General features: G+C 74.7%; 18 protein-coding genes and 1 tRNA gene. 5 read left to right on the top strand and 14 right to left on the bottom strand.

The features are described 5' to 3' along the window. Window positions 1-41: 41 nt before the first annotated feature. On the bottom strand, window positions 42-1,367 hold the full coding sequence (locus ACI799_RS09225; protein ID WP_456612935.1) for a DUF2252 domain-containing protein: 1,326 nt from the start codon (window positions 1,365-1,367) through the stop codon (window positions 42-44). Window positions 1,368-1,462: 95 nt separating this feature from the next. Here ACI799_RS09225 and ACI799_RS09220 point away from each other — a divergent pair, with 95 nt between their 5' ends. Continuing rightward, on the top strand, window positions 1,463-2,494 hold the full coding sequence (locus ACI799_RS09220) for an SGNH/GDSL hydrolase family protein (RefSeq protein ID WP_456600160.1): 1,032 nt from the start codon (window positions 1,463-1,465) through the stop codon (window positions 2,492-2,494). Between the two features lie 121 nt (window positions 2,495-2,615). After that, window positions 2,616-3,836 (top strand): acetyl-CoA C-acetyltransferase, encoded by a 1,221-nt coding sequence (locus ACI799_RS09215; protein WP_456600161.1) that lies wholly within the window; start codon window positions 2,616-2,618, stop codon window positions 3,834-3,836. A gap of 73 nt (window positions 3,837-3,909) precedes the next feature. Here the strand turns inward: ACI799_RS09215 and ACI799_RS09210 are convergent, their stop codons facing one another. After that, window positions 3,910-4,869 carry a helix-turn-helix transcriptional regulator gene (locus tag ACI799_RS09210; RefSeq protein ID WP_456612934.1) on the bottom strand — a complete coding sequence of 320 codons (960 nt, stop codon included), beginning with the start codon at window positions 4,867-4,869 and terminating at the stop codon, window positions 3,910-3,912. Between the two features lie 63 nt (window positions 4,870-4,932). Between ACI799_RS09210 and ACI799_RS09205 the strand changes: the two genes are divergently transcribed. Beyond that, the gene (locus ACI799_RS09205; protein ID WP_456612933.1) at window positions 4,933-6,126 is read left to right on the top strand and encodes an epoxide hydrolase family protein; all 1,194 of its coding nucleotides are present in this window, start codon (window positions 4,933-4,935) and stop codon (window positions 6,124-6,126) included. A 67-nt stretch (window positions 6,127-6,193) separates the two neighbouring features. Here ACI799_RS09205 and ACI799_RS09200 read toward each other — a convergent pair whose 3' ends face one another. Further along, window positions 6,194-7,042 carry a Bax inhibitor-1/YccA family membrane protein gene (locus ACI799_RS09200; RefSeq protein WP_456598061.1) on the bottom strand — a complete coding sequence of 283 codons (849 nt, stop codon included), beginning with the start codon at window positions 7,040-7,042 and terminating at the stop codon, window positions 6,194-6,196. A gap of 269 nt (window positions 7,043-7,311) precedes the next feature. Between ACI799_RS09200 and ACI799_RS09195 the strand changes: the two genes are divergently transcribed. Beyond that, a complete protein-coding gene (locus ACI799_RS09195; protein ID WP_456612932.1) occupies window positions 7,312-8,568 on the top strand; it encodes a MalY/PatB family protein in 1,257 nt (418 codons plus the stop codon). A 15-nt stretch (window positions 8,569-8,583) separates the two neighbouring features. Here the strand turns inward: ACI799_RS09195 and ACI799_RS09190 are convergent. From ACI799_RS09190 to ACI799_RS09140, 11 genes are all read right to left on the bottom strand, one after another. Further along, window positions 8,584-8,657 (bottom strand) — tRNA-Leu (locus ACI799_RS09190). A gap of 51 nt (window positions 8,658-8,708) precedes the next feature. Then, window positions 8,709-9,470: a uracil-DNA glycosylase gene (locus ACI799_RS09185; RefSeq protein WP_456612931.1), complete on the bottom strand. Its 762-nt coding sequence runs from the start codon at window positions 9,468-9,470 to the stop codon at window positions 8,709-8,711. A 17-nt stretch (window positions 9,471-9,487) separates the two neighbouring features. Then, a complete protein-coding gene (locus ACI799_RS09180; protein ID WP_456612930.1) occupies window positions 9,488-10,480 on the bottom strand; it encodes a Ppx/GppA phosphatase family protein in 993 nt (330 codons plus the stop codon). Further along, on the bottom strand, window positions 10,477-11,037 hold the full coding sequence (locus ACI799_RS09175; RefSeq protein WP_456590537.1) for a DUF501 domain-containing protein: 561 nt from the start codon (window positions 11,035-11,037) through the stop codon (window positions 10,477-10,479). The genes ACI799_RS09180 and ACI799_RS09175 overlap by 4 nt, the downstream gene beginning before the upstream one ends. Beyond that, window positions 11,037-11,633, bottom strand: coding sequence for a septum formation initiator family protein (locus ACI799_RS09170; RefSeq protein WP_456600164.1), 597 nt, complete (start codon window positions 11,631-11,633; stop codon window positions 11,037-11,039). The genes ACI799_RS09175 and ACI799_RS09170 overlap by 1 nt, the downstream gene beginning before the upstream one ends. A 10-nt stretch (window positions 11,634-11,643) precedes the next feature. Then, complete coding sequence (eno, locus tag ACI799_RS09165; protein WP_456590535.1) at window positions 11,644-12,921, bottom strand: phosphopyruvate hydratase; 1,278 nt, start codon at window positions 12,919-12,921, stop codon at window positions 11,644-11,646. 60 nt (window positions 12,922-12,981) lie between these two features. Next, the gene (locus ACI799_RS09160) at window positions 12,982-14,322 is read right to left on the bottom strand and encodes a mechanosensitive ion channel family protein (protein ID WP_456590534.1); all 1,341 of its coding nucleotides are present in this window, start codon (window positions 14,320-14,322) and stop codon (window positions 12,982-12,984) included. Between the two features lie 167 nt (window positions 14,323-14,489). Continuing rightward, window positions 14,490-15,416: a MazG family protein gene (locus ACI799_RS09155; RefSeq protein WP_456590533.1), complete on the bottom strand. Its 927-nt coding sequence runs from the start codon at window positions 15,414-15,416 to the stop codon at window positions 14,490-14,492. 4 nt (window positions 15,417-15,420) lie between these two features. Continuing rightward, window positions 15,421-16,404 carry a SurA N-terminal domain-containing protein gene (locus tag ACI799_RS09150; protein ID WP_456600165.1) on the bottom strand — a complete coding sequence of 328 codons (984 nt, stop codon included), beginning with the start codon at window positions 16,402-16,404 and terminating at the stop codon, window positions 15,421-15,423. 89 nt (window positions 16,405-16,493) lie between these two features. Next, entirely contained in the window at window positions 16,494-20,033 is a 3,540-nt protein-coding gene (gene mfd / locus ACI799_RS09145) for a transcription-repair coupling factor (RefSeq protein ID WP_456612929.1), read from the bottom strand. Between the two features lie 101 nt (window positions 20,034-20,134). After that, complete coding sequence (locus tag ACI799_RS09140) at window positions 20,135-20,593, bottom strand: adenylyltransferase/cytidyltransferase family protein (RefSeq protein WP_456598072.1); 459 nt, start codon at window positions 20,591-20,593, stop codon at window positions 20,135-20,137. A 354-nt stretch (window positions 20,594-20,947) separates the two neighbouring features. On the opposite strand from ACI799_RS09140, the gene ACI799_RS09135 reads away from it, so the two are divergent. Then, window positions 20,948-22,129, top strand: coding sequence for a YveK family protein (locus ACI799_RS09135; RefSeq protein ID WP_456612928.1), 1,182 nt, complete (start codon window positions 20,948-20,950; stop codon window positions 22,127-22,129). Window positions 22,130-22,135 lie beyond the last annotated feature (6 nt).

Below are 22,135 nucleotides of genomic sequence, written 5' to 3'. Positions count from 1 at the left end.
GCGAACGGCGGGGAGGACGGGGTCCTTCTGGGGGTCCTCTTTCAGCGGCTGGAGCTGATCCCCGGGATCCGCCCCGCCCGGAAGGCGTTGACGAAGAGCCGGTGGTCCTCCTGCGTGCGGTGCGCGTAGTCGTGCGCGAAGGCGACCAGGTCGGCGACGAACTCCTCCCGCCGGTCGCCGAGCATCGCGGTGATCGCCTCCTCGGTCTGGAACGGCACGAGGGTGTGGTCGCTGTCGGCGTCGCCCACGCAGTGCAGCTTCGCCGTCGCCCGCCCGAGCTGCTCCAGGACCGGGCGGATGTCGGCGGGCTCGGTGAGGTCCTCCCACTCGAGGTCGAGCTCGTAGGGCGACAGCTCCGCGACGACGAAGCCCGTGCCGCGGATGTCCGTGTAGCCCAGGAACTGGGAGGCGTGCGACTGCAGCGCGCGCCGGCTCAGCGCCGTCCGGTGGCCCTCGTGCTCGAAGTACCCGCGGATGCGCGGGTCGTCGACGACCCGGCCGGGGGCGGGCACGTTGCCCTGCTTGACCGAGAGCACGACGTCGTTCTCCAGCGCCTGGTCGTAGCCCTCCAGCAGCACGTTGTAGGCCGGTAGCCCCGCGCTGCCGATGCCGAAGCCACCGGTGCCGATGAGGTCCTTGACGTCGTAGGCGACCTCGCGCCGCCAGGGCCGGGGCGGCAGCGTCGCCTTGTACCGCTCCAGCGCCGCGAGCACCTCCTGGTGCTCGGCGTCGTCCAGCCGGCGGTTGCGCGCGGAGTCCGCGAAGCGGCGCGCGTCGCCCTCCACCACGGTCATCCGCTGCAGCAGCCCCAGGCGGGTGCGGGTGGCCGTGCGGCGGATCAGCTCGTGCACGGCGCCGTGGGTGTTGCCGGCCACCAGGGCGAACTCGCGGTCGGCGTCCGACCGGGTGAAGGCCGCCACCTGGTCGAGCCACGCGCGCAGGTAGACGGCGAGCAGTTCACTGATCACCTCGTCGGAGAACGCCTTGCGCCACGCCATGAGCGCGAAGCTGGCGACGAAGCGGCGCAGGTCCCAGCTGACGTGCCCGAGGTACGCCTCGTCGAAGTCGTTGACGTCGAAGACGATCCGGCCGTTGGCGTCCATGTACGTGCCGAAGTTCTCCGCGTGCAGGTCACCGTGGATCCACACCCGGGACGTCCGCTCGTCGCACCAGCGATCCTCGGACGTCGCCATGTCCGCGTAGAACAGTGGGGCGCTGCCCCGGTAGAAGGCGAACGGATCGGCTGCCATCTTGCGGAACTTGGTGCGGAAGGCGTCCGCATCGGCGTCCATGAGGTCACCGAACGCCTCGACCAGGACGCGAACGATCTGCCGCGTCCGCTCGTCGGTCGGGGTGGAGGAGCTCATACCAGGGAGGGATGGGGGCACAGGTTGCACCGTAGGGGGCCGATAACGTCGGTGGTGCCCCGATGACGTCGGCACCGACCAGGGAGGGAGGGATCATGACGCGTACCGCGACGGCCCGACGACTGGCCACCGGTGCCGCCTACGGCGGCGGTGGGGTCGGGCTGGCCGGAGCTGCCCTGGTCGCCCTCCTCCGCGAGGAGGCGCGGGCGGCCCGCCGCAGGGTCGAGGCCCGCACGTACAAGGAGGACCCCCCGTCGGGCGACGGCATCTACGGGCGGGGCGGCGGCGAGCCGATCGTGCTCGCGGTGCTGGGCGACTCCAGCGCCGTCGGGCTGGGCGTGCACCGCGCCGCCGAGACCCCCGGCGTGCTCGTCGCCGCGGGGCTGGCCGAGCTCGCCGAGCGCCCCGTGCAGCTGGTGCGGCTGGCCAAGTCCGGCGCCCGCGCCGCCGACCTCGAGGTGCAGGTCGACCGCGCGCTGGCCGAGCGCCCCGCGGTCGCGGTCATCATGATCGGCGCCAACGACGTCACCGCCCGCACCCCCACGTCGGTCTCGGTCGGCCACCTCACCGACGCCGTCCGGCGGCTCACCGCTGCCGGCTGCGAGGTCGTCGTCGGCACCTGCCCCGACCTGGGGACCATCCGGCCGATCGCGCAGCCGCTGCGCACGCTGGCCCGACGCTGGAGCCGGCAGATGGCCGCGGCGCAGACCATCGCCGTCGTCGAGGCCGGGGGCCGCACCGTCTCCCTCGGCTCGCTGCTGGGCCCGGCCTTCGCCTCGGACTCCAGCATGTTCAGCGTCGACGAGTTCCACCCGAGCGCGGCCGGCTACGCGGCGGCGGCGGCGGTGCTGCTGCCCTCGGTCGCCGACGCTCTCGGCGTGTGGCCGGCGCGCGCCGACCGCGGCCTGCGCTCGCTGCGCCGCCAGACGGTCAAGCCGGTCGCCCGCGCCGCGGCCCGGGCGGTCAACCGTCCCGGGACCGAGGTCCAGGCCGCCGAGGTGGCCGGCTCGGAGACCGGTCCCCGCGGCCCGTGGGCGCTGCTGCGCCGCCGCCGGCCGACGGGGGTGCCGACCCCGGAGCAGGCCGAGCACGCCGAGAACGACCCGCTCGCCGGGCGGACGAGGTGACCCCGGCCACACCGGCGTCCTCCTGACCTGGGGCCCCTCCCCAGGCGGCCGGGCCGGGGTAGTTTCCGAGGTGACCGACGTCCGGCGCGCCGCGTCCGGACCCCCTCATCGTGGAGGAACCATGCCCGAAGCAGTCATCGTCTCGACCGCGCGTTCCCCCATCGGCCGCGCGTTCAAGGGGTCGCTCAAGGACATGCGGCCCGACGACCTCGCCGCCGCGGTCATCCGGGCCGCGCTCGACAAGGTGCCCGCCCTCGACCCGCGCGACATCGACGACCTCATGCTGGGCTGCGGCCTCCCCGGTGGGGAGCAGGGCTACAACATGGGCCGCGTCGTCAGCGTGCTGCTGGGCATGGACCACCTGCCCGGCACGACGATCACCCGCTACTGCTCGTCGTCCCTGCAGACGACTCGCATGGCCATGCACGCCATCAAGGCCGGTGAAGGCGACGTCTTCATCTCCGCCGGCGTGGAGACCGTCTCGCGGTTCGTGAAGGGCAACAGCGACTCGCTGCCCGACACGCAGAACCCGGTGTTCGCCGACGCCCAGGCCCGGGTGGCCAAGGTCGCCGAGAGCGGCGCCGACTCCTGGACCGACCCCCGGGAGAACGGCGACGTCCCCGACGTCTACATCGCCATGGGGCAGACGGCGGAGAACCTGGCGCTGCTCAAGGGCGTCACCCGCCAGGAGATGGACGAGTTCGCCGTCCGCAGCCAGAACCTCGCCGAGGAGTCGATCAACAACGGCTTCTGGGAGCGGGAGATCACCCCGATCACCCTCCCCGACGGCACCGTCGTCTCGAAGGACGACGGCCCGCGCCCCGGCACCACCCTGGAGGGCATCTCCGGCCTCAAGCCGGTCTTCCGCCCCGACGGCCGGGTGACCGCCGGCAACGCCTGCCCGCTCAACGACGGCGCGTCGGCCGTGGTGGTCATGAGCGACACCAAGGCCCGTGAGCTCGGCCTGACCCCGCTCGCCCGCGTGGTCTCCACCGCGGTCACCGGGCTCTCGCCGGAGATCATGGGCTACGGGCCGGTCGACGCGTCGAAGCTCGCGCTCCAGCGGGCCGGCATGACGATCGACGACATCGACCTGGTCGAGATCAACGAGGCGTTCGCCGCGCAGGTCATCCCCAGCTACCGCGACCTGAACATCCCGATCGAGAAGCTGAACGTGCACGGTGGCGCCATCGCCGTCGGCCACCCCTTCGGCAGCACCGGCGCCCGCATCACCGGCACGCTGATCAACGGCCTCCAGACCAAGGACAAGACGTTCGGCCTGGAGACCATGTGCGTCGGCGGCGGCATGGGCATGGCCATGGTGCTCGAGCGCCTCTCCTGACACCGCCGTCGCCGCCCGCGTGCCCCACCCGGCCACCGAGCCGGGGCGGGCACGCGGGCGGGGTCGCCCACCCTCAGCCGCCGACGGCCTCCCGGCAGCGACGAGCCTGCGCCCGGAAGGCTCCGGCGAGCTCCGGCAGCCCCTCGACGAGGCGGAAGTCGGCGTCCAGCGAGGTGATCATCCAGACCAGCGCAGCCACGGTGTCCGCGCCCACGTGCACCGTGCAGCTGCGCTCGTCGACCGGCGCCACGACACCCATGCCCGGCCAGATGCGTGCGCTGACCGCGTCGGCGGGTTCGGGCACCCGGACCGTCGCCCGGTACGGCCAGACCCGCGCCGAGAGCTGCCGCGCCAGGTAGGCCGCGACGTCCCCGTCCGGCGCCTCGCGCAGCGGGAACCGCGGTCCCGCGGGTGGCCGGGGGACCAGCCGGTCGACCCGGAAGCTCCGCCAGTCCTGCCGGTCCAGATCCCAGGCGACCAGGTACCAGTACCGGCCGAAACTGACCAGGCGGTGCGGCTCGACGGTCCGTCGGCTCTCCTCGCCGGTCGCCGCGGTGTAGTCCAGCCTGAGCCGTTCGGAGCGCCGGCAGGCGTCGGCGAGCGTCACCAGCGCGTCGGCCGAGACCTGCGGTCCCGGCGCCGTCCCCGTGCGCACGGTGGTCTGCACGAGCGTCTGCACCCGATGGCGCAGCCGGGACGGGAGGACCGGCTCGAGCTTGGCCAGCGCACGCAGCGAGGCCTCCTCGATGCCGGCGACCGAGCCGGCGGTCGCGGTGCGCAGGCCGACGGCGACGGCCACCGCCTCGTCGTCGTCGAGCAGCAGCGGCGGCAGCGCAGCCCCCGCACCGAGCCGGTAGCCCGCCCTGCCCTGCAGCGCGTGCACCGGATAGCCGAGCTCTCGCAGCCGGTCGACGTCGCGACGGACGGTGCGGGTGGTGACCCCCAGCCGCTCGGCGATCGCGGCACCCGACCAGTCGTGGTGGGTCTGCAGCAGGGACAACAGGCGCAGCAACCGGGCCGACGTCTCGAGCACCGGACGAGCATGCCGCACGACTTGGGACCGGAGCAGTCCTAGGACCTTCCTAGCGTGACCGCCATGAGTTCGTCGACACCGGACATCCGCCCTTTCCGCATCGACGTGCCGCAGGAGGACGTCGAGGACCTGCAGGCCCGCCTGGCGCGGACCCGATGGCCCGGCGACCTGCCGGGGGTCGGGTGGACGCGCGGCGTGCCGCAGGGTTACCTGCAGGGGCTCGCCGAGCACTGGCGGACCGGGTACGACTGGCGGGCGCACGAGACTTCTCTCAACGCTTTCCCCCAGTTCGTCACGGCGATCGACGGCCAGCGCATCCACTTCCTGCACGTGCGCTCGCCGGAGGCGGACGCGACCCCGCTGCTCCTGCTGCACGGCTGGCCCAGCACGATCGCCGACTTCCTCGACGTCATCGGTCCGCTCACCGACCCGCGCGCACACGACGGAGACCCGGCGGACGCCTTCCACCTGGTCGTCCCGTCGATGCCGGGCTTCGGCTTCTCGACCCCGCTGGCCGGACCGGGCATGGACGCCGCGCGGACGGGCCGGATCCTCGCCACGCTCATGGGCGGCCTCGGGTACGACCGGTACGGCGTGCAGGGCGGGGACACCGGCTCGTTCGTCGCCCCGGAGATCGGCCGGCACGACGGCGAGCACGTCCTCGGCGTGCACCTCAACGCGGCGATCACGTTCCCGCTCGGCGACGACGACACCGAGGGGCTCGACGAGGCCGACCGCCGGCGGTGGCAGCGGATGCAGGAGTACGACGACGGCTACCTGCAGATCCAGGCGACGTCGCCGCAGACGCTCGCCTACGGGCTGACCGACTCACCCGCCGGGCAGCTCGCCTGGATCGTGGAGCTGTTCCAGCGACTCGCCGACCTGCCCGCCGACGGGCTACCGGAGCAGGCTGTCGACCGGGACCGCATCCTGATGGGGGTCTCCATCTACTGGTTCACCGCGACGGCGGGGTCCTCCGCTCAGGTGTACTTCGAGGCGATGAACCCGGTCGCGTGGAGCCAGGAGCCGGAGGCCGGGGCGGCGGGCTGGGACGCCGGCGGGAGGGGTGCGCAGCCCCGCTCGGCCCCGACGGGCTTCCTCCTGTCGAAGAACGACGTCACCGTGCGGGCTTTCGCCGAACGGGACCACGCCGTGGTCCGGTGGACCGAGCTGGACCACGGCGGTCACTTCCTCGCGATGGAGGAGCCGGAGGCGTTCGTGTCCGACGTCCGCGCCTTCTTCCGCGCGGTCGGCTGAGCCGCCGGAGACGGCAGTGGCCCGGCCCCCTCGCGGGGACCGGGCCACTGTCATGTGGTGCGGGGGCTCACTCGTCCTGGAAGTAGGACAGCAGCCGCAGGATCTCCAGGTACAGCCAGATGACCGTGACGAGCAGGCCGAAGGCGATGTACCAGGCGAACTTGGCCGGGGCGCCGCGGCGGATCGCCTCGTCGGCCATGTCGAAGTCGAGCAGCAGCGTGAACGCCGCGACGCCGATCACGACGAGGCTGAAGACGATGGCCAGCGGGCCGCCGTCACGCAGCCCCAGCCCACCGGGGACGAAGAAGCTGGCGACCAGGTTGACCACGACGAGCACCAGCACGCCGATGAGCGCACCGACGATCCAGCGGGTCAGCTTGGGGGTGACCCGGATGGCGCCGGTCTTGTAGATGACCAGCATGCCGGCGAAGACGCCGAAGGTGCCGATCAGCGCCTGCATGACGATGCCCGAGCCGAACTGGAGGCTGAACACCTCGCTGATCGCACCCAGCGCGACGCCGTACAGCGCGCCGTAGGAGAGCGTCGCGACCGGGCTGGCGATCTGCTTGAAGGCGATCACCAGGCCGAGCACCAGGGCGACGAGCACCGCAGGGAGGGCGAGCCCCATGGCGGCGGTGCCGGGCATCGCCCAGGTGAGCGCCGCGGCGGCGACGGTCACCAGGAACGAGAGACCCGTCTTGGTGACGACGTCGTCCATCGTCATGTAGCGGGTGTCCTCGGTCGTCCCGTACGGGGACGGCGCGGCGTACTGGTCCTGCTGCGGCGCCGGGGCGCCGTACTGCGGGGCCCCGTACTGGGGGGCGCCGTACTGGGGCTGGTTGCCCCAACCGGCGTACTGCTGGCCGGGGCCCGCGTTGCCGAACCCACGGCTGAACGCCGGGTTCCTACTGGCCATCGTCATCTCCTCGAGGTGACTCGTCGGTCGTGGAGACTGATCACGCACTCCACTCGGTCAGGTCAACGCCCGACACGCCCACAGCGTTCCACAGCTGCCGCAGATCCGGATCACCCTCGCGGGTGCGGGTCGGAAACCGGCCGCAGCCCCTCCCTCGTCCGGCACGCCACCAGCGGCGCGGCGCTCACCGGGCGGGCTCGGCGCGGGGTGCCCGATGCTGTCCTCGCCACCCACCCGCCCTGGCGACCGCACCCGATCGGAGCACATCCATGACCGCCCTGCCTTCCGGTCCTTCGCCGGCCGCCCCGGGCCCGGAGGCCGGGGCGCGGCCGGCCAACCCGTTCCTGCAGGTTCCCCTGGACGACCTACGCCGGCGGACGAGCGTCAAGTGGCGCACCCACCCGGCGGATGTGCTGCCGCTGTGGGTCGCCGAGATGGACGTCGCCCTCGCACCCCCCGTCCGGGAGGCGCTGCACCGCGCGGTCGACGCGGGCGACACCGGCTACCCCGCGGGACACGAGTACCCGGAGGCGGTGGCCGCCTTCGCGGCCGACCGGTGGGGCTGGACCGGCATCGATCCGGCCCGCACGGCGGTCGTGCCGGACGTGATGACGGGCATCGTGGAGGTGCTCCGCCTCGTCACCGGTCCCGGCGACGTCGTGGTGGTGACCCCGCCGGTGTACGCGCCCTTCTACGCGTTCGTCGAGCACGCCGGGCGCTCCGTCGTGGAAGCGCCGTTGGACGCACGCGGTCGCCTGGACCCGGAGACGCTGGACGCCGCCTTCGCCGCAGCCGGCGCCCGCAGCGCCCACCCGGCGTTCCTGCTGTGCAACCCGCACAACCCCACCGGCGCCGTGCACACCCGCGCCGAGCTCGAGTCCGTCGCCGCACTCGCGAGGCGGCACGGCGTGCGCGTCGTCTCCGACGAGATCCACGCACCGCTGGTCCTCCCCGGCGCCCGCTTCGTGCCCTACCTCAGCGTCGCCGACGACGGCTTCGCGCTGGTGTCGGCGTCGAAAGCGTGGAACCTCGCAGGTCTCAAGGCGGCCGTGGTCGTCGCCGGGCCGGAGGCGGCCGCGGACCTGGCCCGTCTCCCCGAGGAGGTCGGCCACGGGGCCAGCCACCTCGGCGTCATCGCGCACACCGTGGCCTTCCGCGAGGCCGGCGGCTGGCTGGATGCGGTGCTCGCGGCCCTCGACGAGAACCGGCGGCTGCTGCAGCAGCTGGTGGCCGAGCACCTGCCGACGACGACGCTGCGCGCACCGGAGGGCACCTACCTGGCCTGGCTGGACTGCCGTCCGCTGGACCTCCCGCCCGAGGCCCCCAGCGGCGGCCGCGCCGTGGTGAGCGACCTCGACGGGCCGGCCCGGTTCTTCCTGGACCACGCACGGGTGGCCCTGAGCTCCGGCCACGTCTTCGGCACCGGGGGCGCCGGGCACGTGCGCATCAACATCGCCACCTCGCCCGCCGTGCTGAGCGAGGCGCTGGCCCGCATGGGCCGGGCGATCGCGGCCCGGACCTCGTAGGCCCCGCACCGATCGTGCCCCCGGTCGGGTTCGAACCGACACTGGGACCCTTTTAAGGGGCCTGCCTCTGCCGATTGGGCTACGGGGGCGCGGTGCGCACGCTAGCCGGACCGGGCCCGGCCGCGCGGGACCGCCGCCGGTCAGCCGGCGGCCAGCTCGGTCGCCCGGGCGAGGACAGCGTCCAGCATCGGCTCGGTGAGCCTGCCGGTGAAGGTGTTCTGCTGGCTGACGTGGTAGCTGCCCAGCAGGGTCAGCGGGCCGCGCGGCCCGGTCAGCTCCACCTCGACCCCGTGCCCGAACGCCGGCCGCGGGCGTGGCAGCGCGTACCCGGCGGCGGTGAGCACCGGCCACAGCGCAGTCCAGCCGAAGCCGCCGAGGACGACGACCACCCGCAGCCGGGGCAGCAGCTCCAGCTCGCGGGCCAGCCACGGCGAGCAGGTGTCCCGCTCCTCAGGGGTGGGCGCGTTGGCCGGCGGGGCGCAGCGCACCGCGGCGGCCACCCGCACGTCGGTGAGCTCCAGCCCGTCGCCGGCGTGCGTCGACGTCGGTTGGTTGGCCAGGCCGGCCCGCCACAGCGCGGCGAAAATCCAGTCACCGCTGCGGTCGCCGGTGAAGACCCGGCCGGTGCGGTTCCCGCCGTGCGCAGCCGGCGCGAGGCCGACGACGGCGATCCGCGCATCGGCGGGTCCCAGGCCCGGCACCGGACGGCCCCAGTAGTCCTGGTCGCGGAAGGACGCCCGCTTGACCCGGGCGACCTCCTCGCGCCACGCCACCAGCCGCGGGCAGGCGTAGCAGCCGGAGATGCGCGCGTCGAGGACCGGCAGCTCACGCGCACCACGGGCACTGCGCGCCACCCCGGCGGGGGTGCGGGTGACGGGGAAGCCGCCGGCGTCTACAGGCATAGGAGAAGGACCCCGTCCTACTCCCCGCTCGCACGCTCGCGGCGAGCCTCTGGACGGGGCCGGTCGCGGGCGAGGCGCAGGGCGATGCCGTCGAGGATGTCGTGCTCGCTGACGGTCACCTCGGCCAGGCCGAACTCCTCCATGAGCACCCGCAGGATGAGCGCGCCGGCGCCGATCACATCGACCCGGCCCGGGTGCATCACCGGCTCGGCGGCGCGGCGCGCCCGGGTGGCCCCCAGCAGGTCGGCGGCGACCCGGCGGACGTCGGCCACCGGGATGCGCGAGCCGTGGATCGCCGCGGAGTCGTAGGTGGGCAGGCCCAGTGCGAGGGCCGCCACGGTGGTGACGGAGCCGGCCAGCCCGACCAGGCTCGCCGCGCGGGAGACCGGCACCTCGGCGCTGACCTGGGCCAGCGCGGCGCGGACGTCGCGCTCGGTCCGCGCGATCTGCTCCGGGGTGGGCGGGTCGTCGTGCAGGTGCCGCTCGGTCAGCCGCACGCAGCCGATGTCGACCGAGCGGGCCGCGGTCACGCCGTCGGCGTCCCCGAGCACGAACTCGGTGGAGCCGCCGCCGATGTCGACGACGAGCCAGGGAGCCGGTGCGGGTGCCAGCCCGTGCGCGGCGGCCGCGGCGGCGAGCGAGCCGGTGGCGCCGAGGAAGGAGAGCTCGGCCTCCTCCCGGCCGGTCACCACATCGGGTGTGCGCCCCAGGGTGGCCCGCACCATGTCCTCGAAGTCGGCGCGGTTCGCCGCGTCGCGGGTGGCGCTGGTGGCGACCATCCGGACGTCGGTGGCGCCCAGGTCCCGGGCCGCCGCCGCGTACTCGGCGAGCACCACGCGGGTGCGCTCGATCGCCTCCGGCGCCAGCCGGCCGGTCGCGTCCACGCCCTGGCCGAGGCGCACCACCTCCATCCGCCGCAGCAGGTCGGTGTGCCCGCCCTGCGCCGGCACGTCGGCCACGAGCAGGCGGATGGAGTTGGTGCCGCAGTCGATCGCCGCGACCCGCGTCATGCGTCGCCCTCCGGCCGGGCGCAGGGGCCCTTCGCCCACCACTCCCCCATCTCGGCGACCGCGCGGTCACCGATCGGGTTGACGCCGGGGCCGGCGGCCAGCGCGTGGCCGGCCAGCGCGTGCAGGCACTTGACCCGGTCGGGCATGCCACCGGCGGTGGCGCGGGTGGGCAGCACGTCCTTCGCGTCGCGCTCGGCGAGGTAGGCCTCGTGCGCGGCCCGGTAGCCGGCGGCGAGCTCGGGATCGGTGGCCAGCTCCGCCTGCCACTCCCGCATCCGGCCGGTCGACTCCAGCCGGCTCGCGGCGGCCGAGGCCCGCGGGCAGGTGAGGTAGTAGAGCGTCGGGAACGGCGTGCCGTCCTCCAGCCGCGGCGAGGTCTCGACCACGTCCGGCTGGCCGCAGGGGCACCGGTGCGCGACACCCGCCAGCGCACGGGGCGGGCGGCCGAGCTGCCGGGCGACGACCTCGCGGTCCTCCTCGCTGACGGGGCTGGAACGGCCCCGCTGCAGGGGCCCGGGCCGAGCGTGCGAGGCCGGGGGGGTAGCGGGGTCCTCCATCACTCCGCCACCTCCTCGTCGTCCGGCTGGTCGACCACGCCGCCGTCGGCCTCGGCCACCGACCGCATCAGCCCCTCGTACCAGGGCAGCGGCCCCGGGTCCGCGGCGGCCGCCAGCGTCCCGGCGTCACCCTCGACGGCGTCCCCGTCGACGACGAGCACCAGCCGGTCGCCGGGGAGGACGTAGGAGAGCCGCTCCCGCGCCTGCCGCTGGGCGTAGGCGGGGTTGGCCTGCCGCGCCAGCTCGCCCTGCAGCTCGCCGACCCGCGCGTCGAGCTGCCGGCCCTCCGCGGCCAGCCGGGCGAGCTCGGCCTGGCCGGCCAGGTACTGCCGGATCGGCCCGGCGAGGGTGAGCGCGAGCAGCAGGACCAGGCCGACCAGCACGACGGCGCGGCCGGTGAACAGCGGGCGGCGACGGGGCGCGACCGAGGCGGTCGGTCGGCGCTCCGGGCGACGGTTCGGACGCCGCTGCGCCGGCCGGCTGGACGCCCCCGAGCGCAGCCCGGTACGGACCGGCCGCGAGTGGTGCACCCGCGGCACCCGGCCGGTCGCGCGCCGTGTCTCGCCTCCGCCCCGCCGGCCGCGCACGCTGCTCATCGGCCTCCGCTCAGCCGTTCAGCCGCGGGAAGGCGGCGGCGCCGGCGTAGCGGGCGGCGTCGTCGAGCTCCTCCTCGATGCGCAGCAGCTGGTTGTACTTGGCCACCCGCTCGCTGCGGGCCGGCGCACCGGTCTTGATCTGCCCGCAGTCGGTGGCGACGGCGAGGTCGGCGATCGTGGTGTCCTCCGTCTCGCCCGAGCGGTGGCTCATCATGCAGCGATAGCCGTTGCGGTGGGCCAGGTTCACCGCGTCCAGGGTCTCGGTGAGCGTGCCGATCTGGTTGACCTTGACCAGCAGCGCGTTGGCGGCCTTGCGCGCGATGCCGTCGGCCAGGCGCGCCGGGTTGGTGACGAACAGGTCGTCGCCGACGATCTGCACCCGGTCACCCAGGGCGGCGGTCATGGCGATCCAGCCGTCCCAGTCCTCCTCGTCGAGCGGGTCCTCGATGGAGACGATCGGGTAGGCGTCGACCAGGCCGCGGTAGTAGTCGACCAGGTACTCCGCCGACCGGGACTGGCCCTCGAAGTCGTAGCCGCCGTCGGTGTGGAACTCGGTGGCGGCGACGTCGAGCGCGAAGGCGATGTCGGTGCCGAGGCTGTAGCCGGCCTTCTCCACCGCCTCGGCGATGAGGTCCAGGGCGTCCCGGTTGCTCGGCAGGTCGGGCGCGAAGCCGCCCTCGTCGCCCAGGCCGGTGGCCAGGCCACGGCCCTTGAGCACCGCCTTCAGCGCGTGGTAGGTCTCCGTGCCCATCGCCAGCGCCTCGGCGAACGTGGCCGCCCCGACGGGGGCGATCATGAACTCCTGCACGTCGACGTTGCTGTCGGCGTGGGCGCCGCCGTTGAGGATGTTCATCATCGGCACGGGCAGCAGGTGCGCCGAGGGGCCGCCGACGTAGCGGAACAGCGGGAGGCCGGTGGAGTCCGCGGCGGCCCGCGCGACGGCGAGGCTGACGCCGAGGATGGCGTTGGCCCCCAGGCGGGACTTGTCCGGCGTGCCGTCGAGGTCGAGCAGGCGCTGGTCGATCAGCCGCTGCTCGCTGGCCTCGTAGCCGACGAGCTCGGGGCCGATGACGTCGAGGACGCCGTCGACGGCCCTGGTCACTCCCTTGCCGCCGTAGCGCTCACCCCCGTCCCGCAGCTCGACCGCCTCGAAGGCGCCCGTGGAGGCTCCGCTGGGCACGGCGGCCCGGGCGATCGTCCCGTCGTCGAGGGCGACCTCGACCTCCACGGTGGGGTTTCCGCGCGAGTCGAGGATCTCCCGCGCGCCTACGGCATCGATGCTCGGCACGGGGGCAGCCTAACCAGCCGGAACTGTCGGCGAGGCCTCCCCCGGCCGCGCCCCGCCGGATCAGGGCGCCGACGGGCCCCGCTCCTGCTCCGCGGTCCCCTCGTCCCCGGCCGTCCGGTCGTGGCGGGCGCGCTCGGCCTGGTCCTCCTCGCTCGGCCCGCTGAAGGCCTGGGAGCGCTTGCGGGCCTCCAGGCTCCCGGTGAAGAGCCCCTCGCTGGTCGCGGGCCCGCGGCCGGACGGGCGCGCCGGCCGGGGTGCGGTGCGGGGGTCGGGGGCCGGCCGCGGTCCGCGCCGCCCGGCGGTCTCGTACCCGGCGGCGCCCTCGTTCCGGACGCGCGGCAGGGCGTGCGGGGCCTCCCGCTGCAGCCAGCCGACGAGCCCCTCCCGGACGGCGCAGCGCAGGTCGAACAGGGTCCCCGCGTCCTGCGCGCTGACCAGCACGCGGACCCGCACGAGAGCGCCGACGGCGTCGGTCACCTGCAGGACCTTGACCCGCTGGTCCCAGTTCTCGTTGCCGGTGACCAGCCGGTCGAGCTCCTCGCGCATCCGGTCGAACGGCGTCGTCCAGTCCACGTCGAGCTCGACGGCGCCGAGGACGGCGGACTCCTTGCGGGTCCAGTTCTGGAACGGCGTGGTCGTGAAGTAGGTCGAGGGCAGCACCAGCCGCCGGTCGTCCCAGACGTGCACGACCACGTAGGTGAGGGTGATCTCCTCGATGCGGCCCCACTCCTCCTCCACGACGACCACGTCGTCGACGCGGATCGCGTCGGTGAAGGCCAGCTGCAGGCCCGCGAAGACGTTGGCCAGCGAGGTCTGGGCGGCCAGGCCGGCGACGATCGAGATCACGCCGGCGCTGGCCAGGATGCTGGCGCCGGCGGCGCGGGCGCCGGGGAAGGTCAGGAGCATCCCCGCGACCGTGAGCACGGCGACGACGACGACGGCCAGCCGGCGCAGCAGCGAGATCTGCGTGCGCACCCGCCGGGCGTGCCGGTTGTCCGCGACGTCGACGTCGTAGCGGGCGAGCCAGGCATCGGCGGCGACGAAGACCGCCACGGCGACCAGCCAGCCGATGGTCGCGATCACGCTCAGGGCCAGTACGTGGACGACGACCTCCGCCCAGTCCCCCAGGTCGTCGGCCGCCTCGAGGACGACGGTCAGCGCCACCAGCACCAGCAGCGCGCGCAGCGGGGTGCGGCCCCGCCGGGAGAGGTCGGCGGTCACGGGCGAGCCACGGCCCACCCGCCGGACCACGACGCCGATGAGGACGCCGAGCAGCCAGGCCGCCAGGGCGGCGCCGGCGCAGACGAGGAGCACCTGCCAGGTCTCGGACGGGATCAGGCCGGACACGCCCTCGACGGCCTCGTCGGGGCCGACCGGGTCATCGGCAGGGGCGGAGAGCACGGCGGACAGCGGAGCGGCTCCTCTCCGGTCGGGTACGGCCGCCGGATCCTCGTCGGCGGCAGGCGGTGGTCCCCGGGCCGGTGGCGCGTCGTCGCTGCTCGCTTCCCGGCCCGGCGCATCACGCGCCGTCGGTGGTCCTCCACGCTAGCGAGCCGACGCACCGCCCGTCAGGTCGACGTCCCCCGGTCGGGTCGGGTCGCGGCGGCGTCGAGCTCGCCGGCGTAGCGGCGCACCGCCTCCCGCAGCGCGTCCTCCACGTCCCACCCGCGCGCCTCGGCGGCGGCGACGACGGCCAGCAGCCGCTCGCCGAGCGCCTCCGGGCTCGCGTCGGCCAGCTCGGCCGGCTCGGGCGTGGGGAGCCCCGCCCGACCGGCCCGGCGCACCAGGGCCGCGCCCCACGACGCCGCGGGCTGCGAGCGGGAGACGCCCTCGGTGGGCGAGCGGCGCTGCTTCTCGGCCTTCTTGATCTCCTCCCAGCCGGCCTCCACCTGGGCGACATCGCGCGGCCCGGCGTCGCCGAACACGTGCGGGTGCCGGCGGACCAGCTTGTCGACCAGGTCACCGGCGACGTCGTCGACGTCGAAGCGCCGCTGCTCCCCCGCCTCGGCGGCGACGCGGGCGTGGAAGACCACCTGCAGCAGCACGTCGCCGAGCTCCTCGCGCATGGCGGCCGGGTCGTCGTCGACGATCGCGTCGTAGGCCTCGTGCGCCTCCTCGAGCAGGTACCCGCGCAGCGACGCGTGCGTCTGCTCGGCGTCCCACGGGCATCCGCCGGGCGAGCGCAGCCGGTCCATGACCGCGACGACGTCCAGCAGCCGCACCCCGGCGGGCTCCGGGGCTGCGGCGACGAGCTCCGCACCGGGGACCGGTTCCCCGGCGGGGACCAGCAGGACGACGTCGCCGGCCAGGGCGCCGGCGGCGGCGAGGTCGGGCACCTCGGCGACGGCCAGCCCGTCGGCGCGCAGCACCGCAGCGGTGCCGGCTGCCCCGGGCAGGGCAGCCAGCGGGCGCCCCGAGGAGACCGCCCGCCACCCGGCGGGGCTCAGCAGGCCGGGCAGGCGGGGGCTGACGGGGACGGCGAGCGCGACGGGCACCGGCTCAGTCTGCCGAAGCAGCCGCCGGCGCATCGTCGAGGAGGTCGACCACCCCGCTCTGGGCGGGCAGCAGCCGACCCTCCTCGTAGGTCCCGTAGCGGGGGTTGACCGCGATGTCGAGGTCGGCCCGCACCTCGTCGAGCAGCGGCCGGACCGAGGCCTCCGCCTGCTCGCCGGCCTCCTCGACCAGTTGCGGCCGCAGCTCCTCGAAGGACGGGTAGACGGTGCCGGCGCGGAAGGCGACGACGACCCCGCCCGTCTCGGGCACCGGGACCGCGACCGCCGTCCCCGGTTCGGCGGTGACCAGCGGCGCGCTCAGCGCGGGCGGCAGCTCGTCGGCGGCCCGGCGTCCGAGCTCCGGCAGCGTGTACGGGCCGGCGAACCGCGCGGCCACCGCGGCGTAGCGGGCCGGGTCGGCGGTCAGCTCCGCGATGACGGCGGTGGCGGTGGCCTGGTCCGGCACGGTGACGTAGCCGAACTCGATCTGGCCCAGCTCCTCGCGGACCTCCTGGTACCGGGCCCGCAGGGCAGCCTCGTCCAGCGGGTCCGCCGTCCCTTCGGCGGCGGCGATCTCCTGGCGCACCAGCTGCTGGCGCACGCTCTCCCGGACGTCCGCCCGGCCGATGCCCTGCTCGGCGAGCCGCGCGTAGACGGCCTCGGGGTCGTCGTCGCCCAGCAGCTCCTCGATCCGGCGGGTCACCTCGGCGTCGGTGACCTGCACCCCGTAGCGCTCGGCCGCGGCGTCGTGCACCTCGCCCTCGACGAGCAGGCCCAGCACCCGGCGGGTGAGCTGCTCCTCACGCCCCTGCGCGGTGGCGGCCACACCGGCGTCGGCGAGCCGGTCGGCGACCTCCGCCTCGAGCTCGGCGACGCCGATCCGCTCCTCGCCCACGTAGGCGGCGACGTCCGGTGCCGACCGGCAACCGGTCAGGGCGAGGACGGCCAGGGACACGGCGGCACACGACCGGGCGGCGCGGTGGATCAGCACGCCGGGAGACTCCCACGAAAAGGACCCTGCTGCCCCCACGCCTCGCACGCTCGGCGCGGCCCCCTGCAGCAGGGCCGTGGCAGCGCCCGCTACGCCGCGACCGGGGCCCCGAGGACGGCGGTCAGCGTGGCGTGCAGGTTCTCCAGCAGGGCGACGTCGCGCAGCGGCGTGCGGCGGTCGGGGCCGACCGGCACCTTGAGCGAGATGGTCCGCACGGCCGCCTTGTAGGAGGCGCCGTCGGCCAGGCGGGCCAGCCGCATCTGCTTGGACTCCGGCAGGTCCACCGGGCCGACCCGGATGGTGCGGCCCTGCAGCGAGACCTCGGTGATGCCGAGTTCCCGCATAGCCACCCGGAAGCGGGCCACGGCCAGCAGGTTGAGCACCGGCGCCGGCGGGGCGCCGTACCGGTCGGTGAGCTCGTCGAGCACCGCCTGCGCCTGCGCCTCGTCCTGGATGGACGCGACCTTGCGGTAGGCCTCCATGCGCAGCCGCTCGCCGGGCACGTAGTCGTGCGGCAGGTGTGCGTCGACCGGCAGGTCAACCCGCACCTCCACCGGCTCGGCGGGCGCCTCCTCACCGGTCACCTGCGCCCGGTAGTCGGCCACCGCCTCGCCGACCAGCCGCACGTACAGGTCGAAGCCGACGCCGGCGATGTGCCCGGACTGCTCGCCGCCGAGCAGGTTGCCCGAGCCGCGGATCTCCAGGTCCTTCATCGCCACCGCCATGCCGGCGCCGAGGTCGGTGTTGTTCGCGATGGTGGTCAGCCGGTCGACCGAGGTCTCGGTGAGCGTGCGGGTGGGGTCGTAGGTGAAGTAGGCGTAGGCCCGCTCCCGCCCACGGCCGACCCGGCCGCGGATCTGGTGCAACTGGGAGAGCCCGAACGTGTCCGCCCGGTCGACGATCAGGGTGTTGGCGTTCGGGATGTCCAGGCCGGACTCGACGATCGTCGTCGCGACCAGGACGTCGTACTCCTTCTCCCAGAAGCCGACCATGATCCGCTCGAGCTCGTGCTCCTTCATCTGCCCGTGGCCGACGGCGATGCGGGCCTCGGGCACCAGGTGGCGGATCTTCGCGGCGGCCTTGTCGATCGACTGCACCCGGTTGTGGATCACGAAGACCTGGCCGTCGCGCAGCAGCTCCCGGCGGATCGCCGCCGCCATCTGCTTGTCGTTCCACGCGCCCACGTAGGTGAGCACGGGGTGCCGCTCCTCGGGCGGGGTGAGGATCGTCGACATCTCGCGGATGCCGGTGAGGCTCATCTCCAGGGTGCGCGGGATCGGGGTGGCCGACATCGACAGGACGTCGACCGCCGTCCGCATCGTCTTCAGGTACTCCTTGTGCTCGACGCCGAAGCGCTGCTCCTCGTCGACGATGACCAGCCCGAGGTCCTTCCACCGGGTGGTCGGCTGCAGCAGCCGGTGGGTGCCGACCAGGATGTCGATCTCGCCGGCGGCCAGCTGCCGGAGGATCTCGGTGGTCTCGCGGTCGGACTGGAACCGGGAGAGCACCTTCACCGTCACCGGGAACTGGGCGACCCGCTCGGAGAAGGTCTTGAAGTGCTGGTTGGCCAGCAGCGTCGTCGGCACCAGGACGGCGACCTGCTTGCCGTCCTGCACCGCCTTGAACGCGGCCCGGATCGCGATCTCGGTCTTCCCGTAGCCGACGTCGCCGCAGATGATCCGGTCCATCGGCACCGTCTGCTGCATGTCGGCCTTGACCTCGTCGATCGCGGCCAGCTGGTCGGGGGTCTCCTGGAAGGGGAAGGCGTCCTCCAGCTCGCGCTGCCAGACCGTGTCGGGCCCGAAGGCGTGGCCCTGGGTCGCCATGCGCGCGGAGTACAGCCGGATCAGCTCGCCGGCGATCTGCTTGACCGCCTTGCGGGCCTGGCTCTTGGTCTTCTGCCAGTCGGCGCCGCCGAGCTTGGACAGCGCCGGCGACTCCCCGCCGACGTAGCGGGTCAGCTGGTCGAGGGCGTCGGTGGGCACGAACAGCCGGTCCGGCGGCTGGTTCCGCCGCGACGGCGCGTACTCGACGATCAGGTAGTCGCGCTGGCCGCCGTTGACGGTGCGGCTGATCATCTCGATGTAGCGGCCGACGCCGTGCTGCTCGTGCACCACGAGGTCGCCCGGCTGCAGCTGCACCAGGTCGACGGCGTTGCGCCGGCGGGCGGGCATCTTCACCGCGTCGCGCATCGTCGTGCCGCGCTGGCCGGTCAGGTCGTGCTCGGTGACCAGCGCCAGCCCGACGCCCGGGAAGGCGAACCCGGCCTCGAGGTTGCCCTGGGTGACGTGGGTCAGCCCGGGGTCGGGGGCGGTGGCCAGGTCGGGCACCAGCCGGACGCCGAGCTCGGCCTCGGTGAGCTGGTCGGCGGCTCGCTGCGCGGGGCCGGGGCCGGCGAAGGTGACGACGACCCGCCACCCGTCGCGGTGCCAGCCCCGCATGCGCTCGACGGCGGCGCCCTGGTCGCCGTGGAAGCGCTCGACGGGTGTGGCGTCGAGGGTCACCTGCCGCTCGTCGTCCTCGGCCTGCAGGGTGAAGGCGCCGGTGGTCCACCAGGGCAGGCCGCGGCCGCGGGCCGCGGCCTGGACGTCGGCGAGGTCCCGGAAGGAGGACGCGCCCAGGTCCAGCGGCGCCTCCCCCGCCTCGGCGGCGGTCGCCCACGAGGCGGCGAGGAACTCCTCCGCGGTGCGCACCAGGTCGGCCGCCCGGCTGCGCACCCGCTCGGGGTCGCAGACCAGGACGTGCGTGCCCGCGGGCACCAGGTCGGTGAGCAGCTGCATGGCCGCGTCGCCGATGAGGGCGGGGGTCAGCGACTCCATGCCCTCCACGGCGATGCCCTCGGCGAGCTTCCCCAGGACCTCGATCAGGCCGGGGTGCTCGACCGCCAGCGCGGCGGCACGGGCGCGCACCTCCTCGGTGAGCAGCAGCTCGCGGCACGGCGGGGCCCACAGCCGCTCGGGGCGCTCGTCCAGCGACCGCTGGTCGGCGGCGGAGAAGTACCGCAGCTCGTCGACCTCGTCGCCCCAGAACTCCACGCGCACCGGATGCGGCTCGGTGGGCGGGAAGACGTCGAGGAGGCCACCGCGGACGGCGAACTCGCCGCGCTTCTCGACCAGCTCCACGCGCGTGTAGGCGGCGTCGGAGAGCGCCTGGGCGATGTCGTCCAGCTCGGCCGAGTCCCCGGGCTTCAGCTCGACCGGCACCAGGTCACCGAGCCCGGGGGCCAGCGGCTGGAGCACGCTGCGGACCGGGGCGACGAGGACGTCGATCGCACCGTTCTCCCCCGGGTGCGTGAGGTCCCGCAGCACGGCCAGCCGCCGGCCGACGGTGTCCGCGCGCGGGCTGAGCCGCTCGTGGGGCAGCGTCTCCCAGGCCGGGAAGACCTCCACCCGGCGGCCCGGGACGAAGCAGCGCAGCAGGTCGGCGGCCGCGTCGGCGTCGCGCTCCCCCGCGGTGACGACGAGGACGGGCACGCCGGCGCCCGGCGCCGGTGCGGCGAGGGCGGCCGCCACCAGCGGCTGCACCGTCGGTGGTGCGGTGACGGCGAGCTCGGCGCTCCCGGCGGAGGCGACCACGCGGGCCATGCCGGGGTCGGTGAGGACGACGTCGAGCACGCCGCGCAGGGTCACGCTTCTTCTTCTCCTGAGGTTGTCCGGCCTCGCACGGACCGCCGAGTGCGGCCGGGGCCGCTCCCCAGGCTAGACGGCACCCCCGACAGGCGCCGCCCCGCTCAGGAGGTGCGGGCGCGGGCCACCCGGCCCACCGGCTGCTCCGCCTCGATGGCCGCCAGCGCCTTGCGCAGGATCGTGCTGGAGGTGTGCATCGTGTACGGGAAGTAGTGCACCCGGACGCCGACCTCGGCGAAGTCGCGCTCGAGCTTCAGGCCCTTGGTGGTGCCCCGCCAGTCGTCGCCCTTGAAGAGGACGTCGAACCCGACCTCGCGCCAGGTGTCGATCTTGTCGGGGACCACCTCGGCGTGCACGGCGTCGACGAACCGCAGGCTGCCGACGATCTCCATGCGCTCGGCCAGCGGGATGACCGGGGCCCGCCCCTTGGTCTGCAGCAGCATCTCGTCGGAGACGACGCCGGCGATCAGCCGGTCGCAGTGGTCGGCCGCGTGCCGGAGGATGTTCAGGTGCCCGACGTGGAACAGGTCGTAGGCACCCGGCGCGTATCCGATGACGGTCATGCAGGCCCCCCGTGCGATGTTCTGGCTGCGGGCCACGTTGGCGCCCGCGAGTTCACCGAGCGTGATGCACGCCTGTAGTCGTCGCAGGTCAGCGGCTCGCTCTGGCGGACACTACGCACCGAGGATCACGGTGGGTGACGATCGCGGGGTCGTTCACCCGAACGTGCGTGCCCAGCACGCCCGGTCGTCCGGCCGCCCCGCCCGAAGGGGTGAGGCCCCCACCGGAAGCGCCGGTGCGGCGATCCGGCGGCCCTAGCATTCCCGGCGAGAGGCTGCGGGACAGCGGGGACGGCCGGCCTCGGAGCACCCCCTCCCAGCTGTTCTGCGACCACGGCGCCAGGAGCAGGGACGGACATGGAATTCAGCGAGTACCTCGCGGCGATCCGCCGCTACTGGACCACCTGGGTCGGCGTGCTCGCGGTCTGCCTCGTCGTGGCCGCCGTGGCGCTGCAGCTGGTCCCGCGGACGTACGCGGCGACGGCGCAGGTCTTCGTGTCGGCGTCACCGACGATCTCGAACAGCGCGCAGTACGTCAACCAGCGCGCGAAGAGCTACCCCGGCCTCGTGGCCAGCGCACCGGTCCTCCGCCCGGTGATCGAGGAGCTCGACCTGACCGAGTCCTTCACCTCGCTGCGGGACCGGGTGTCGGCCGAGGTGCCCGCCGACACCTCCCAGCTCCGGGTGGTCGTCACGGGTGGGGACGCCGAGGAGGCCGCCGAGATCGCCAACGCGGTCGCCGAGCAGGTCACCGAGCTCGTTCCCGAGCTCGAGGAATCGCGAACCGGTGAGCGCCCGGTGACCCTCACCGTCAGCGACCCGGCCACCGTTCCCACCTCACCGGCCTCCCCCGTGCCGCTGTTCGTGCTGGGGCTCGGCGCTCTGGTGGGGCTCTTCCTCGGTCTGGCCGGCGCCGTCCTCCGCGCCCAGGCCGACCCGTCCGTGCGCTCGCCGGAGGACGTCCGGCGCGCCTGGGGCGGGGACCCGGCGCCGGAGGTCCTGGTGCAGCGGTCGGGCCGCGCCGCGCGCAGCCAGCTCACCGGCAGCCCCGCCCGGGTGCTGGCCCGTCGCCTGGAGGACGCGGCCGACGCCGGCCCGGTACGTGCCCTGTTCCTGTCACCGTCGCTCGACGACCGGGTGTCGGCCCGGACGCTGGCCGGGGAGATCGCTGCGGTCCTGCGCGACCGGGACGTGCCCACGGCGGTGGGGACGACCGCCGCCGCCCAGAAGGGCGCAGCGGGTGGCGTCCGGGTGCGCCTCGAGCTCGCCGACCCGCTGGCGCCGGGGCGTGCCTGGCGTGCCGCGGCGCGGGACGGCGCGCTGGTGGTCCTCGCCGTCGGCGTCGGCCGGGTCGACACCGCCGAGCTCGCCGAGCTGCGCGGCGTCCTGACCGCCGCCGGGATCGCTCCGCTGGCGGTCGCCCTCGTGCCCGCCCGAGGCCCGGCCACGGCCGGGGACGAGCCGGCAGCGCCGGCGGCCCCCGTCGGTGCCGACACGGTCCGGGTCGCCTCCCCTGCCGGGTCCGCGCCCGGGCGCTGATCTCCC

This window comes from Blastococcus sp. SYSU DS0753 (assembly GCF_054051175.1).
Note: the sequence above shows the minus strand (reverse complement) of the source record. Positions and strands in the feature narration are given on the sequence as shown.

What these genes read in the sequence shown, in the direction of transcription:
- ACI799_RS09180 (WP_456612930.1), bottom strand. Translation starts at nt 10,480, where the DNA reads ATGACGCGGGTCGCGGCGATCGACTGCGGCACCAACTCCATCCGCCTG.
- ACI799_RS09225 (WP_456612935.1), bottom strand. Translation starts at nt 1,367, where the DNA reads ATGAGCTCCTCCACCCCGACCGACGAGCGGACGCGGCAGATCGTTCGC.
- ACI799_RS09185 (WP_456612931.1), bottom strand. Translation starts at nt 9,470, where the DNA reads ATGCCTGTAGACGCCGGCGGCTTCCCCGTCACCCGCACCCCCGCCGGG.
- ACI799_RS09215 (WP_456600161.1), top strand. Translation starts at nt 2,616, where the DNA reads ATGCCCGAAGCAGTCATCGTCTCGACCGCGCGTTCCCCCATCGGCCGC.
- ACI799_RS09140 (WP_456598072.1), bottom strand. Translation starts at nt 20,593, where the DNA reads ATGACCGTCATCGGATACGCGCCGGGTGCCTACGACCTGTTCCACGTC.
- ACI799_RS09175 (WP_456590537.1), bottom strand. Translation starts at nt 11,037, where the DNA reads ATGGAGGACCCCGCTACCCCCCCGGCCTCGCACGCTCGGCCCGGGCCC.
- ACI799_RS09195 (WP_456612932.1), top strand. Translation starts at nt 7,312, where the DNA reads ATGACCGCCCTGCCTTCCGGTCCTTCGCCGGCCGCCCCGGGCCCGGAG.
- ACI799_RS09170 (WP_456600164.1), bottom strand. Translation starts at nt 11,633, where the DNA reads ATGAGCAGCGTGCGCGGCCGGCGGGGCGGAGGCGAGACACGGCGCGCG.
- ACI799_RS09205 (WP_456612933.1), top strand. Translation starts at nt 4,933, where the DNA reads ATGAGTTCGTCGACACCGGACATCCGCCCTTTCCGCATCGACGTGCCG.
- ACI799_RS09220 (WP_456600160.1), top strand. Translation starts at nt 1,463, where the DNA reads ATGACGCGTACCGCGACGGCCCGACGACTGGCCACCGGTGCCGCCTAC.
- ACI799_RS09135 (WP_456612928.1), top strand. Translation starts at nt 20,948, where the DNA reads ATGGAATTCAGCGAGTACCTCGCGGCGATCCGCCGCTACTGGACCACC.
- ACI799_RS09200 (WP_456598061.1), bottom strand. Translation starts at nt 7,042, where the DNA reads ATGGCCAGTAGGAACCCGGCGTTCAGCCGTGGGTTCGGCAACGCGGGC.